Here is a 13,218-nt window from a genome sequence, read left to right as displayed (position 1 = left end):
AAGGATTTTCATGCCCTCTGCTCCCTGGAAGCCGCGCCTGAAACGGTCTGACGGGCCCCTGTACGCGGCGCTCGTCGACGCCCTCGCCGCGGACATCAGCGCCGGACGGCTGCGGGCCGGGGACCGGCTGCCGACCCACCGGGAGCTGGCGGTCACGGTGGGGGCGTCGTTGGGGACGGTGACCCGGGCCTACGCCGAAGCAGAGCGGCGGGGGCTCATCCGCGCGCAGGTGGGGAATGGGACGTTCGTGCGCGACCTCACGGAGGTAGAACGCTATTCGCCCCAGTTGGACCGGACACGCATTGACCTGGGTCCCACGGCGGTGCCCGTGGTGCCGGGGGACCTGGGACACCTCGCGCTCGCCGCCGCGCTCAAGCAATGGGGGGAGCGCGCGGACCTGACCGCGCTCAGTGGATATCAGGCGCACGGAGGCTCCGGGTCGCAGCGGGCGGCGGGCGCGCGCTGGCTCGGGCTCGCGGGCGTGCCCTCCTCCGAGGGAGAGGTCACCGTGTGCGGCGGGGCCCAGCACGCCACCCTGATGCTCCTGTCCCTGCTGGCGACACCCGAGGGCGTGCTGGTGGAGGACGTCACGTATCCGGGAGCGCTCGCCGCGGCGGACTGGCTCCGGTTGCCCACGCACCCGGTGGCGCTCGACGCGGACGGGCTCATCCCGGAGGCGCTCGCGGAAGCCTGCCGGAAGAGCCGGGCCCGGGTGCTCTACTGCACGCCGACGAACCACAATCCGACCACGGCGATCATGCCGTTGAAGCGAAGGCAGGCCGTCCTGGAGGTCTGCCGCGAGTTCGACGTCACCCTCATCGAGAACGGGGCCCTGGCGCCACTCGTCGCGAAGGCGCCACCACCCCTGGCCGCCCTTGCACCCGAGCGGACGTATCACATTGGGAGCCTGTCCAAGGCGGTCCTCCCCGCGTTGCGCGTCGGCTACATCCGGGCACCCGCGCACGCCCGAGTGGCGTTGGAGCAGGCGTCAGCGGCGACGGTCTGGTCCGGCTCTCCGCTGATGCATGAGCTTGCATCGCGCTGGATTGCCGACGGCACGGCTGAAGCCCTTCGCGATGCACGGAGGTCCGAAGCCACGGCCCGGCAGGCGTTGGCTGCGTCCGTGTTGAAGGGCCATCCGTATATCGCGCACGCCACCGCCTACTTCCTGTGGATGCCCATTCCGGAGCACCGGAGGGCCACGGAGCTGGTGGAGCAGGCCGCCGCGCGAGACGTGCTCCTGGGCCCCGCGCACCTGTTCGCGGCCCGGCCCGGCAACGCGCCCAATGCCCTCCGGGTGTCATTGGGCGCGGCCAGCTCCCGGGCGGAGCTGGAGCAGGGCCTGAAGACGCTGGCGGAACTGCTGGCGGTCACGGCGCCGGCACCGCGACGCATGCGCTGACATTCCTTCTCTTTCCATCTCCGGAAGTGACCCATGACGCATTCCCTTCCCCCGCGGACGCGCAGCCTTTCCCTGCTCCTGATGGTCGTGGGTCTGTTCGCCCCCGGGAGTGCGACGGCGGCCGAGGACGCGCTGCAAGCGCGGCTCGACTTCTCCGACGCAGCCTTGCAGTTGCCGAATCGCATCCGGGACACCCTGGCGCCGCCCCGGTGGCTGCCCGAGGGCGAGCGGTTCGTGTACTGGTCCGTGCTCGAGCCGCATCGGGACACCTGGGTCCTGGTCGATGCACGGCGGAAGACCCAGCAGGCCCTGCTGTCCCCCGAATCGCTGCGGTCCCAGCTCGCGCGATTCCTGGGGAAGCCCGCCCCGCTGTCTGGCTTCATGCCCTTCACGTTCACCCCTGATGCGGGAGGGATTGTCTTCTCCGTGCAGGGCCGGGCGTTCACGCTGGGCCTGTCCGACCGCCGCGTCGTGGCGCTCGAACCCACGGATCCGGTCGCGCTTTCACTCCTCCCCGGCAATGCCCTGTCTCCGGACGGAAAAGCCATCGCGGTGCAACGGGAGGCGGGATTCGCAGTGCTCGACGCAAAGGGAACGACGCGGGTGGAGCGTACCGGCACGGAAGACAACGCCTGGCGCGTGCCCGAATCCGCGTGGTCTCCCCAGGGCCGGTTCCTGGCGGTCTGGCGCGAGGACACGCGGGGCGTGCATCAGATCCCCCTGGTCGACTACGGCACCGCGCAGGAGAAGGTGACGTGGGCACCCTATGCCAAGACAGGCACGCCGCTGATGCGCTCGGAGCTGCATTTCGTCACGGCGGAGACGGGGCAGGTGACGCCCGTGCCGCGTGAGGAGACGGAAGGCTACGACTGGTTCGCGGGCTGGCGGCCGGATGGGAGCGAAGCCCTGGTGCTCCAGCTCTCGCGGGATGGCAAGCGGTTGGACCTGGTGGCGGTGGAGCCGGCGACGGGCAAGCGCCGCCGGGTGCTGAGGGAGGAGCGGCCGGAGAGCTTCGTGGGGGCGCTCGACTTCGCGGTGGAAGGCTGGTCCCGACAGGTGAAGCCGCTGCCGGACAACCGGCACTTCCTCTGGATGTCGGAACGGGACGGCTGGCGCCATGTCTATCTGTATGACTGGGCGGGGAAGCAGGTGCGGCAGGTCACCCAGGGGCCCTTCCCGGTGCACGCGGTGGTGGGGGTGGAGCCCAAGGGGGATGCCCTCTACGTGATGGCTTCCGCCGAACGCGACGCGCCGTATGACCGCCTGTTGTATCGGGCCGCGCTGAAGGGTGGAGACCTGAAGCGACTGTCTCCGGAGCCGGGATTGCACCGGATCGTGTTGTCACCGTCCACGCGGTACTTCGTGGATGGGCATTCCACCCGGGAGCAGCCGAGGGCCTGGGACGTGGCCTCCACGGACGGACGCCAGTCGTTCCGCTACGCGAAGGCGGACGTGAGCGCGCTGGCGGCGTTGCACTACACGCCCCCGGAGGCCTTCACGGTGGAGGCAGCGGATGGAACGACGCCGCTGTATGGCGTGCTGTACAAGCCGTGGGACTTCGACCCGAAGAAGCGATACCCGGTCATCGACGTCATCTACGCGGGACCGTTCATCACGGCGGTGCCCTGGGGGTACGTGGGCGGCGGGGAGAGCCGCATCGCCCACTCGCTGTCACAGTTGGGTTTCATCGCCATGGTGTTGGACGCACGCGGCACGCCGGGGCGGAGCAAGGCCTTCCAGGATGTGAACTACGGGCGCGTGGGCCAGACGGAGATTCCGGACCACGTCGCTGCCCTGAAGCAGGCGGGCGCGAGTCGCCCATACATGGACCTGGAGCGGGTGGGCATCTATGGCCACTCCTGGGGCGGATACTTCGCGCTGCGAGGGATGCTGACCGCGCCGGAGTTCTTCAAGGCAGGCTATGCGGGGGCACCGGGGGCGCTGACGGAGGAGGCCATCATCAACGAGCCGAACATGGGATTGCTCACGGCGAATCCAGCAGGCTACGCGGCGGGCTCCAATGAAGCACTGGCGGGCAAGCTCCAGGGGACGCTCAAGATGATGCACGGCACGAGCGACGTGAACGCGACGCTGTCCACGACGATGCGGATGGCCCAGGCACTGGTGCAGGCGAACAAGCACTTCGACCTGTTGCTCATGCCAGGAGAGGGACACAATCCCTCCGGGCCCGCGGGCCGGTACTACCTGGACGACGTGCGTCGGTTCTTCCTCCGGGAGCTGGGCGCGCCGCGATGAGGGTTTCAGCATGACACGGCTGGGCTGGGCACTGCTGCTGGGACTGCTCGTGTCGGGCTGTGCGACGACGCGAACCGTGAGGTTGGAGACGGACGACGGAGCGAAGGTCGCCGTCACGCCTCGCGAGGAGGAAGGTGCCTCCCTCTCCGCGACCCGGCTGGGCGAAGCTGAGTTCAAGCAGGCCGTGAAGACGCTCGCCCAGGACGTGCGGCCGTCCGCCCATCCCATGCGGGCCGCTCGCGAGTTGTTCGGCCTGCCGGAGCGCAGCGGCATGTATGGCTTCCAGGAGCGGACCCGGCGGATTGTTCCCCTGGGCGAGGAGGAGACGCGCGACCTGCACCTGCTCGACGCTTCCGACGACCTGACGCGCGGCTACAAGCGCTGGTGCGAGAACCGGAGACAGGCGGGCGACTGCCTGCGCCTGCTGGAGGAAGGGCCGCTGCTGGGAAGCGACGGCCGCTATGCGCTGGCGATGGCTGTGGCCATGGACTCCGTGTGGCAAGAGACCGCCGAGGCCTTGAAGGACATCGCCCATCCACAGGCCGTGCTGGCCACGATGACCTCCACCGTGACGATGTACCTGCTGCTCTGGGCACTGCCGGAGCCCCTGTCCAAGGGGCTCGCCGCCCTGATGACCGCCACGGCGATTGCGTACCTGGGCGTGGACACGGTGTGGAGCATCCTCAACGGATGGATTTCCCTCGTGCGCCACGTGGACGCAGCCACCACGTTCGTGCAGGTACGCGACGCGGGCGAGGCGTACGGGGAGGTGCTGGGAGAGAACGCGGCGCGCGTCTTCGTGATGCTGGCGACCGCGGCCGTAGGAAACACCGTGGGGCTCGCGACGAAGGCACAGGGGCTGCCCGGCTCCGCTCCGGCCGCGCTCGTGGTAGAGACCCAGGCGGGCTTCCAGTACGTCGCCATCGGCGGTGTGCGCTCGGTGGCGATGACCGCCGAGGGCTTCACCATCGCCCTCGCGCCCAACGCGGTCGCGATGTCCTCACGGCCCAGAGGGACGCAGCGCCATCACCTGGCCACCATCCGCAATGAGAAGTCCTCCACGCGCGGTGGGCCGTGGACGCCGCTCTTCCGGAAACTCTTCAAGAAGGCTGGGATGGATTTGGATGATCCGGAGAACATTGTTGAAGTCAAAGGTCACCGAGGCCCACACCCGCGCGCGTATCATGAGTACGTGATGAGCCGGCTGAGCTACGCCACAAGAAACTGCCGAACCGTGGTGCAATGCCGCGATGCACTGACGGGTGCACTCCAGGATCTTGCCGAGGAAGCAAATGCTTCGGGCACGATCCTCAACCGTCTACTGACCACGCGTAAGGGACGTTAGGGTTCAACCATCATGGCTGCTCGGTACTTTGAGCTCAGGTCGAATGTTCAGGAAGAAAACTGGTACCTGGACGACCCCGTCGATTCGAACTCGGTGGAAGTCGACAATCCCTGGATGTTTGGGGACGGGAAACCCGTTCCGGTACCCGGCCGCCTCCGCATTCCCCTCATGGAACCTGGAAGGCCCCAGGACTTCTCCCTCGCGGGCGTGGGCATGACGCCCATCGTCCACGTCAAGATCGCGACCGTGCTCGCGGAGCGCGCGGCCAACGACGTGCAACTCTTCTCGGTCGACGTCCAGGGCCAGCCTGATCAGTACGTCCTGCTCGTGGCCACCAAACTCATCCGCTGCATCAACGAGAAGGCCTCCGAGGAGATCCGCTTCTGGGAAGCCAGACACGGTCAGCCAGAACGGATTGGCGAGTATCGCTCCGTGTACGGCATGCGCATCGACCCGTCGAAAGTGGGCACAGCCAAGGTCTTCCGCACATGGGGCTGGTCCATCGCCCTCATCGTCTCCGAGGACCTCAAGGACGCCCTGGAGCGCACCGGCGCCACCGGCATGCACTTCACCGAGGTGTAGCCCTACCCCTCGCGCGGAACGTTGCCTTCCAGCCCCGGCGCCGCCAGCGCCATGCCCAGCGCGGCGATGGCCGTGAGCCCCGCGGCGATGGCGAACTGCGTGGCGAAGTGCCCTCGCGCCAGCGACAGCGCCGCCACCGCCAGCGACCCACCCAACAGCCGCATCGAATACAGCGTGCTCGTCACGATGCCCCGGTACTGCCACGGCGCCCTCGACTGCGGCCCCAGCAGCGAACTGCTCGCCGCCGGCCCCACGCCCATGCCCACCAGCGCCAGCGCCGCGAACGTGGCCGGAATCCCCCACCCTCGCAGCGCCGCCACCGACAACAGCCCCGCCCCCGTCGCCGCCAGCGCGAAACCCAATCCCACGCTCGCGCGCATGCCGCCCCGCACCAGCACCTTCACGCCCACGGTGGACCCCACCGACCAGCCCAACAGCATCGGTACCAGCGCGAGCCCCGCCCCGATCGGCGAGTGTCCACCCTGCTCCGTCATCCACAGCGGCACCCACGCCGACATCGTGTACAGCAGCGCCCCCGCGAACAGGCCTCCCGCGATGCCAGTGAGCACCGTCCGGTCCTTCACCAGCTCCACCGGCAACACCGGCGCGGGCGACCGGCGCTGCTGCCACACGAACAGCGCCGCCATCGCCACCGCACCCAGCGCGCACACCCCTCGCGCCTGGGCCGCGCCCGGCTCCAACGCGAAGAGCAACAACGCCACCGTGCCGCCCGCGAGCAATGGGCCCCACCGCTCCAACGTCACCGAGTCCCGCCGGGGCGGATCCCGATACGACAGGTGCAACAACACCGCGGACAACACCCCCACCGGCAGGTTCACCAGGAACACCCACCGCCACGAGGCGTGCATCACCAGCCAGCCCCCAATCAGCGGGCCCAACGCGTTCGCCGCGCCCCACGCTCCGGTGAACATGCCCTGGATGGCGGCCCGCTCCCGCAGCGTGTAGAGGTCCGCGCTGATGGTCAGCGTCGTGGGCTGCAACGCCCCCGCTCCCAGCCCCTGCATCACCCGGAAGCCCACCAGCGCCGGCACCGACGTCGCAAGGCCACACAGCGCCGAGCCCAGCAGGAACAACCCCATCCCCGCGAAGAACACCGGCTTGCGGCCCAACCGGTCCGCCAGCTTGCCACTCACCAACACACCCACCGTCGAAGCAAACAGGAACGCGGAGAACACCCACGAATAGAGCGAATCTCCCCCCAGCTCCCGCGTGATGGTGGGCATGGCGCTCGTCACCACCGTGCCCTCGAAGGCACTCACCACCAGCGCCAGCAACACCGCCCCCGTGGCCACCCGCCGCGCCCCGCCCGGTTGCATCCGGCTGCCCGCGTCCACCGCCACGCCGCTTCCATCCATTCCCCTTCCATATGCGGACAGGCGTCATGCGGAAACCGCATCTTCGGCATAGAGTCCTTGCGAAAACCGCATGACCTCCGAACAGCTCCGCGCCTTCCTGCACGTCGCACGCGAGGGCCGCGTCTCCACCGCCGCGCGAGGCCTGGGCCTCTCCCAGTCCGGCCTGTCCCGGCAGCTCCAGTCACTGGAGGCGGAGGTGGGAACCCGCCTCCTGGTGCGCACCCCTTCCGGCGCCGTCCTCACCGACGCCGGGGAGCGCTTCCTGCCCCATGCCACGCGTGCCCTGGAGGCCCTGGCCGCGGGCCGCGCGGAGCTGGAGCGACTGTCCGGGACGCCTCGCGGCCCCGTGGTGCTGGGCACCCTGCCCACCGTGGGCGCCTACCTGCTCCCGGACCTGATGGCGGCCTTCACGCGCAGCCACCCGGAGGTGCGGCCCCGCCTGAGCCAGGACCACGCCCCGGTGCTGGAGGAGGGCGTGGCCCGGGGCACCCTGGACCTGGCCATCCTGTCGCTGCCCGTGCGCCGCGTGGACCTGGTGACCCAGTTGCTGTGGGACGAACCGCTGGTGCTCGCCGTGCCCCGAGGCCACCGGCTGACGCGGCTGGGACGGCCCGTGGCCCTCCAGGAGTTGACCGACGAGACGTGGGTGCGCATCCCCGGCATGGTGGGCGCTCGCGCGGTGGAGGCGGCCTGCGAGGCGCGCGGCGTGACGCCAAAGGTGGCGCTGGAGACGGACACCGCGGAGGCCCTGGGCCGCATGGTGGAGCGCGGCCTGGGCGTGGCGGTGGTGCCCCAGCTCATGGCGACGGACGCCCCGGCCCACGGCTTCGACGTGGTGCCCCTCACGCGGGGCAGCCCCCGCCGGCAGGTGGCGCTCGTGCACCGGGGACAGGGCTACCTCACCGCCGCCGCGCGAGCCCTCAAGGACGCCATCGCCGAGCACGTGAAACAGCGCTTCCGTCCGACGCCCCGCTAGCCCCGGGTCCGGGCTGACGAGTAGGCAAGGGGTGAACAGGCCGGCTGCCCGTACGCGCCCTGTCCCTGGGATTGCTTCCCTGGCGGAGGGCGATCTCCTAGAACTCCGCCGCGTCGGTGGCCCCAGGAGCAGGACAGCGTGACGGCGGACGACTTGTTCAAGGGCTCCGGTGAGATGGCCTCGCGGATGCGCGCGAAGGACTGGGCCGCCACGCCACTGGGTCCCGTGGACGGCTGGCCCATCTCGCTGCGGACACTCGTCCGGACGATGCTTCACTCACGCCACCCGATGTTCCTCTGGTGGGGCCCACAGCTCATCCAGTTCTACAATGACGCCTACGTGCCCAGCTTCGGCAGGGGCAAGCATCCGGCGGCGCTGGGGCAGTACGGCCGCGAGTGCTGGCCGGAGATCTGGCCCATCATCGGTCCGCAGATCGACGATGTGATGCGCGAGGGCAAGGCGAGCTGGAATGAAGACCAGCTCGTTCCCATCTTCCGCAACGGCGCCATCGAGGAGGTCTACTGGACCTACGGCTACTCGCCCGTGTTCGACGACGCCGGGGCGATTGGCGGCACGCTGGTGGTCTGCACCGAAACCACCGCGCGCGTCGTCAGCGAGAGGGCCCTGCGTCAGAGCGAGGAGCACCTCCGCCGGGTCGTGGAGGCTTCGGGCGCGGGCACCTGGGAGTTGGACACCGCCTCCGGACAGATGAAGGCGGATGCGCGGATGGCCGCGCTCTTCGGACTGCCGGACCCGTCCGGATTCAGCCTCCAGCAGACGATGGAGCGCGTTCATCCCGACGACCGGGAACGCCTGCACGGCGCCATCACCTCCGCGCTCGCCGGTGAGACCTACGGCCGCTACCTGATGGAGCACCGGGTGTTGGACGCCACGGGCGGCGCCCCCCGCTGGGTCGAGGCGCGTGGACAGGTCTCCTTCGACGCGGCCGGAAAGGCCACCCGCTTCATCGGAACGTCGCTCGACATCAGCGACCGGAAACGGGCGGAGGAAGAGGGACGCAGGGCGCGGCAGGAGCTCCTGAGCTTCCTGACGCAGGCCCCCCTGGGAATCGCGCTCCTCAGTGGTCCGCGCCACGTCTACACCTTCGTCAATGCCCCGTTCATGGACATGTTGTTCAGCGGCCGCCCAGCCACGCACCTCTTGAACCGGTCCGTCCGGGAGGCGCTGCCCGAGCTGGAGGGCCAGGGCTTCCACGAGATCCTCGACGGCGTCTACCAGACGGGCAACAGCTTCCACGGCGCGAAGCATCGCGCGTCCATCATCCAGGCCGACGGGTTGGAACGGGAGATGTTCGTCAACTTCACCTACCAGGCGAAGCGCGACCCGGCCGGGAAGATCGACGGCATCCTGGCGGTCATCTACGAGGTGACCGACCAGGTCAACGCGCAGCGGGAGATTGAACAACTCGCGGAGAACCTCCGCGCGGCCATCGTTTCGCGGGACACGTTCCTGGGGGTCGCCTCCCATGAGCTCAACACGCCCCTGACGACGCTCAAGCTGCAGACGCAGATGAGCCGGCGGGTCTTCGCGAAGCAGGGCCTCCCCGCGTTTTCTCCCACGCGGTTCGAGAAGCTGCTCGACACCACGCTCCTCCAGGTGGAGCGGCTGGCGCGCCTGGTCAACGACATGCTCGACGTGTCCCGCATCAGCTCCGGGAAGCTGACGGTGCTCCCCGAGGAGACGAACCTCTCCGCGCTGGTGGAGGATGTGCTGGAGCGCTTCGCGCCCCAGTTCGAAGCGGCCGGATGCCAGTTGGAGACGGACATCGAGGACGCTGTCATCGCGCCGCTCGACACCCTGCGCATCGAACAGGTGCTGACGAACTTCATCATCAACGCCATCAAGTACGCGCCCGGAAGGCCGGTGCGCGCGAAGGTGGAGCGGTTGGGGCGCAGGGCGAAGGTGAGCCTGCGGGATGAAGGCCCGGGAATCCCCAGGGAACATCAGGAACGCATCTTCGTCCGGTTCGAGCGCGCGACGTCCTCGAGCGAGGCCAGCGGCCTGGGGCTCGGCCTCTACATCGCGAAGCAGCTCATCCAGGCACACGGCGGAACCATCACCGTCGAAAGCGAGCCCGGCCAGGGCTCCACCTTCAGCTTCGAACTGCACAGCGCCTAGGAGATACCCATGCCCCGACCGGACAGCCTCGTGGAGTACACGTTGGAGCTGCTGGAGCCACTCGGCCCGGTGCAGGCCCGCTACATGTTCGGAGGCTGGGGGCTGTCCTTCGCGGGCCGGATGTTCGGCCTCATCATCCAGGGCCAGCTCTACCTCAAGGTGGATGACGTCACCCGCCCCGCCTTCGAGGCCGAGGGCTGCCGGCCCTTCATCTACGAGAGCAAGGGCACGTCCCACCAGATGAACTACTTCACCCCTCCGGCGGACGCGGAGGACAACGGCCGCATGCTGCTGCCCTGGGCCCGCCGCGCCGTGGACGCCGCGAACCGCTCCGCGCAGAAGAAGCCCGCGAAGAAGCCCGCAGCGAAGAAGGCTCCTGCGAAGGAGCCCGCCGCGAAGCCTTCCGCGACAAAGAAGCCCGCCGCGAAGAAGGCTCCCGCGAAGCCGTCCGCGACGAAGAAGCCCGCTGCGAAGAAGCCCGCCGCGAAGAAGGCCCCCGCGAAGGCGAAGGCGAAACCGCGCGTCAGGCCGTCTTGATGGTGGCCACGTCGCCCAGCCCCAGCTCGGCGACGGAGACTTCCCGCATGCGGAACTTCTGCACCTTGCCCGTCACCGTCATGGGGAAGCTGTCCACGAACTTCCAGTGGCGGGGAATCTTGAAGGTGGAGATGCGGCCGGTGCAGTAGGCCGCCAGCGTCTCCGCGGTGAGCGTGGCACCGGACTTCAGCCGCACCCACGCCATCACCTCCTCGCCGTACTTCACGCTGGGCACGCCGATGACCTGCGCCTCGCTGATGTCCGGGTGCGTGTGGAGGAACTCCTCCACTTCGCGCGGATACACGTTCTCCCCGCCCCGGATGATCATGTCCTTGATGCGGCCGACAATCTTGACGTAGCCCTCCGCGTCCATCGTCGCCAGGTCGCCGGTGTGCATCCACCCAGCCCGGTCCACCGCCGCCGCCGTGGCCACCGCGTTCTCCCAGTACCCGAGCATCACGCTGTAGCCCCGCGTGCACAGCTCCCCGGGCTGCCCCAGCGCAACCACCGCCCCGGTCTCCGGGTCCACCACCTTCACCTCCAGGTGCGGGTGCACGCGGCCCACCGTGGACACGCGCTTGTCCAGGGCGTCATCCAGCAGGTTCTGCGTGGACACGGGCGACGTCTCCGTCATGCCGTAACAGATGGTGACCTCCCGCATGTGCATCCGCGACTGCACCTGCTTCATCACCTCCACCGGACACGGTGAGCCCGCCATGATGCCGGTGCGCAGCGACTTCAGATCGAACTCGCCGAAGCGCGGGTGGTCCAGCTCCGCGATGAACATCGTGGGCACGCCGTAGAGCGACGTGCAGCGCTCCGCCTGCACCGTCTGGAGCACCGCCAGCGGATCAAACGCCTCGCCCGGAATCACCATGGTCGCGCCATGGGACGTGCAGGCCAGGTTGCCCATCACCATGCCGAAGCAATGGTAGAAGGGCACCGGGATGCACACGCGATCCTCCGGGCCGTAGCGCAGCACCTCGCCCACGAAGAACCCGTTGTTGAGCACGTTGTGATGCGACAGCGTCGCGCCCTTCGGGAAGCCCGTGGTGCCGGACGTGTATTGGATGTTGATGGGGTCGTCGAACTGGAGCGACGCCTCGCGCTCCGCCAACGCCTCCACGCTCACCGCCGCGCCGCCCTTCACCAGCCGGTCCCAGTCCGAGTCCAGCACCAGCGCTTCGCGCAAGCCGGCGCATCGGGGCCGCACCTCCGCGAGCATCGCCGTGTAGTCCGTCTGCCGGAACCCCTTCGCCAGGAGCAGCACGCTGACGCCGGCCTGGTTGAGCGCGTACTCCAATTCCGACGTGCGGTACGCGGGGTTCAGGTTGACGAGGATGGCGCCCGTGCGGGCCAGCGCGTACTGCGCCACCGTCCACTCGAAGCGGTTGGGCGACCACAGCCCCACCCGGTCCCCCTTCTGGACGCCGAGCGCCAGGAGCCCCCGCGCCACCTCCGTCGTCGCATCCCAGAACTGGCGCCACGTGACGCGGTAGTCCTGCGACGCCACCACCAGGGCCTCGCGGTCGCCATACCGTTCCACGGTGCGGCGCAGGTTCTGGCCGATGGTTTCTCCCAGCAGCGGGGTGGTGCTGGTGCCGTGGGCATAGGACAGGGAGGGGGTCATGCCTCCATCGTCCCCACGGCGGCCCCCGCACGGCAAGCGCCAGCATGGGGTGTGGCCCCCCGGTTGTCCGCTCGACCTCACCGGGCGCGGGCATGTGGCTCGTCCACGCCAGGAAGTGCGACTGACGTCACGCTATCGGGCCCGGCGCGGCCTCCGGACGTGGTCCACGCCCTGGCACGCGGCGCAGGAGTAGATCGTGCGCGCCGCCAGCAACTGTCCCTTCACCTTCGCGCCGCAGCGCGGACACGGCAGCCCCGTGCGGCCGTACACGCAGAAGCGCTCCGCGCGCTTGCGCCCCGGCGATGGCAGGGGCGGAGCGCCGGGTGTGACGATGAGCCCATCGCGTGCCCCGTCCTCCAGCAGCGCCCGCATCGCGGCCCACAAGGTCTCGAACGCATCCCGCGCCAGCTCGCACGCGGGCAGGAGCGGCGGCAACCCGGTGAGGAACAACGCCTCCGCCCGGACGATGTTGCCCACGCCCGCGATGCGTCCCTGATCCAACAGCGCCTGCGCCAGCGGCATGCGCCCCTGCGTCAGCCGCGCATAGGCCCGGTCCGGCGAAGCGTCCGCGCGCAGCGGATCCTCGCCCAGCCGCGCACGCAACACGGCCTCCGCTTCCGGCGCCAGCAACTCACACGCGGAGGGCCCCGACAGGTGCAGCGTCGCCGCGGTCGAAGCGAGCCGCAGCCGGCACGCCGGGGAAGGCACCGGGGCTTCGCTCCGGAAGTGACGGATGCGTCCAAAGAGGCCCAGGTGCAGGTGCAGCCGCACGTCCCCTTCGAACGTATGGAACAGGTGCTTTCCATGCGCATCCACGCCCAGCAGCGTCCGGCCCGACAGCACGCGGGCCACCTCCGGACGCCCCTGTGGCGAGTCGGCCGTGAAGCGGCGCCCCACCAGCCAGCGGCGATGCACCCGGGCAACCCGGTGGATGCTGTGACCTTCAGGCATCCCCCTGGGTAATCCCAGCCTCCC

The 13,218-nt window shown here is 69.3% G+C and carries 10 protein-coding genes; 7 read left to right on the top strand and 3 right to left on the bottom strand.

Features of this window, described 5'->3' with window-relative positions; all coding sequences use genetic code 11:
- The first annotated feature begins 10 nt into the window (after nt 1-10).
- The 4 genes from D7V88_RS16400 to D7V88_RS16385 are packed head-to-tail and all read left to right on the top strand — an operon-like array spanning nt 11 to nt 5,585.
- Nucleotides 11-1,402 carry an aminotransferase-like domain-containing protein gene (locus D7V88_RS16400; RefSeq protein ID WP_158625087.1) on the top strand — a complete coding sequence of 464 codons (1,392 nt, stop codon included), beginning with the start codon at nt 11-13 and terminating at the stop codon, nt 1,400-1,402.
- A gap of 33 nt (nt 1,403-1,435) precedes the next feature.
- A complete protein-coding gene (locus D7V88_RS16395) occupies nt 1,436-3,658 on the top strand; it encodes a S9 family peptidase (protein WP_120541581.1) in 2,223 nt (740 codons plus the stop codon).
- Between the two features lie 10 nt (nt 3,659-3,668).
- Entirely contained in the window at nt 3,669-5,003 is a 1,335-nt protein-coding gene (locus D7V88_RS16390) for an AHH domain-containing protein (protein WP_120541580.1), read from the top strand.
- Between the two features lie 12 nt (nt 5,004-5,015).
- A complete protein-coding gene (locus D7V88_RS16385; RefSeq protein ID WP_120541579.1) occupies nt 5,016-5,585 on the top strand; it encodes an imm11 family protein in 570 nt (189 codons plus the stop codon).
- A 2-nt stretch (nt 5,586-5,587) separates the two neighbouring features.
- Here D7V88_RS16385 and D7V88_RS16380 read toward each other — a convergent pair whose 3' ends face one another.
- Nucleotides 5,588-6,961 carry an MFS transporter gene (locus D7V88_RS16380; RefSeq protein WP_120541578.1) on the bottom strand — a complete coding sequence of 458 codons (1,374 nt, stop codon included), beginning with the start codon at nt 6,959-6,961 and terminating at the stop codon, nt 5,588-5,590.
- 70 nt (nt 6,962-7,031) lie between these two features.
- Between D7V88_RS16380 and D7V88_RS16375 the strand changes: the two genes are divergently transcribed.
- The 3 genes from D7V88_RS16375 (at nt 7,032) to D7V88_RS16365 (ending at nt 10,613) form a co-directional block, all read left to right on the top strand.
- Nucleotides 7,032-7,937 carry a LysR family transcriptional regulator gene (locus tag D7V88_RS16375; protein WP_120541577.1) on the top strand — a complete coding sequence of 302 codons (906 nt, stop codon included), beginning with the start codon at nt 7,032-7,034 and terminating at the stop codon, nt 7,935-7,937.
- 138 nt (nt 7,938-8,075) lie between these two features.
- Nucleotides 8,076-10,076: a sensor histidine kinase gene (locus tag D7V88_RS16370; RefSeq protein ID WP_120541576.1), complete on the top strand. Its 2,001-nt coding sequence runs from the start codon at nt 8,076-8,078 to the stop codon at nt 10,074-10,076.
- A gap of 9 nt (nt 10,077-10,085) precedes the next feature.
- Complete coding sequence (locus tag D7V88_RS16365) at nt 10,086-10,613, top strand: TfoX/Sxy family protein (protein WP_120541575.1); 528 nt, start codon at nt 10,086-10,088, stop codon at nt 10,611-10,613.
- Here the strand turns inward: D7V88_RS16365 and D7V88_RS16360 are convergent.
- Together D7V88_RS16360 and D7V88_RS16355 are read right to left on the bottom strand one after the other, a co-directional pair.
- Nucleotides 10,600-12,243, bottom strand: a complete 1,644-nt coding sequence (locus tag D7V88_RS16360; protein WP_120541574.1) for an AMP-binding protein — start codon at nt 12,241-12,243, stop codon at nt 10,600-10,602. The two genes, D7V88_RS16365 and D7V88_RS16360, sit on opposite strands and share 14 nt — an antisense overlap.
- 132 nt (nt 12,244-12,375) lie before the next feature.
- Nucleotides 12,376-13,194: an Fpg/Nei family DNA glycosylase gene (locus D7V88_RS16355; protein WP_120541573.1), complete on the bottom strand. Its 819-nt coding sequence runs from the start codon at nt 13,192-13,194 to the stop codon at nt 12,376-12,378.
- Between the last annotated feature and the right edge of the window lie 24 nt (nt 13,195-13,218).

This window comes from Corallococcus terminator, assembly GCF_003611635.1.
Classification (GTDB): domain Bacteria; phylum Myxococcota; class Myxococcia; order Myxococcales; family Myxococcaceae; genus Corallococcus; species Corallococcus terminator.
Note: the sequence above shows the minus strand (reverse complement) of the source record. Positions and strands in the feature narration are given on the sequence as shown.

Coding starts and splice junctions, on each gene's coding strand:
- D7V88_RS16400 (WP_158625087.1), top strand. CDS start 11: ATGCCCTCTGCTCCCTGGAAGCCGCGCCTGAAACGGTCTGACGGGCCC.
- D7V88_RS16395 (WP_120541581.1), top strand. CDS start 1,436: ATGACGCATTCCCTTCCCCCGCGGACGCGCAGCCTTTCCCTGCTCCTG.
- D7V88_RS16390 (WP_120541580.1), top strand. CDS start 3,669: ATGACACGGCTGGGCTGGGCACTGCTGCTGGGACTGCTCGTGTCGGGC.
- D7V88_RS16385 (WP_120541579.1), top strand. CDS start 5,016: ATGGCTGCTCGGTACTTTGAGCTCAGGTCGAATGTTCAGGAAGAAAAC.
- D7V88_RS16380 (WP_120541578.1), bottom strand. CDS start 6,961: ATGGATGGAAGCGGCGTGGCGGTGGACGCGGGCAGCCGGATGCAACCG.
- D7V88_RS16375 (WP_120541577.1), top strand. CDS start 7,032: ATGACCTCCGAACAGCTCCGCGCCTTCCTGCACGTCGCACGCGAGGGC.
- D7V88_RS16365 (WP_120541575.1), top strand. CDS start 10,086: ATGCCCCGACCGGACAGCCTCGTGGAGTACACGTTGGAGCTGCTGGAG.
- D7V88_RS16360 (WP_120541574.1), bottom strand. CDS start 12,243: ATGACCCCCTCCCTGTCCTATGCCCACGGCACCAGCACCACCCCGCTG.
- D7V88_RS16355 (WP_120541573.1), bottom strand. CDS start 13,194: ATGCCTGAAGGTCACAGCATCCACCGGGTTGCCCGGGTGCATCGCCGC.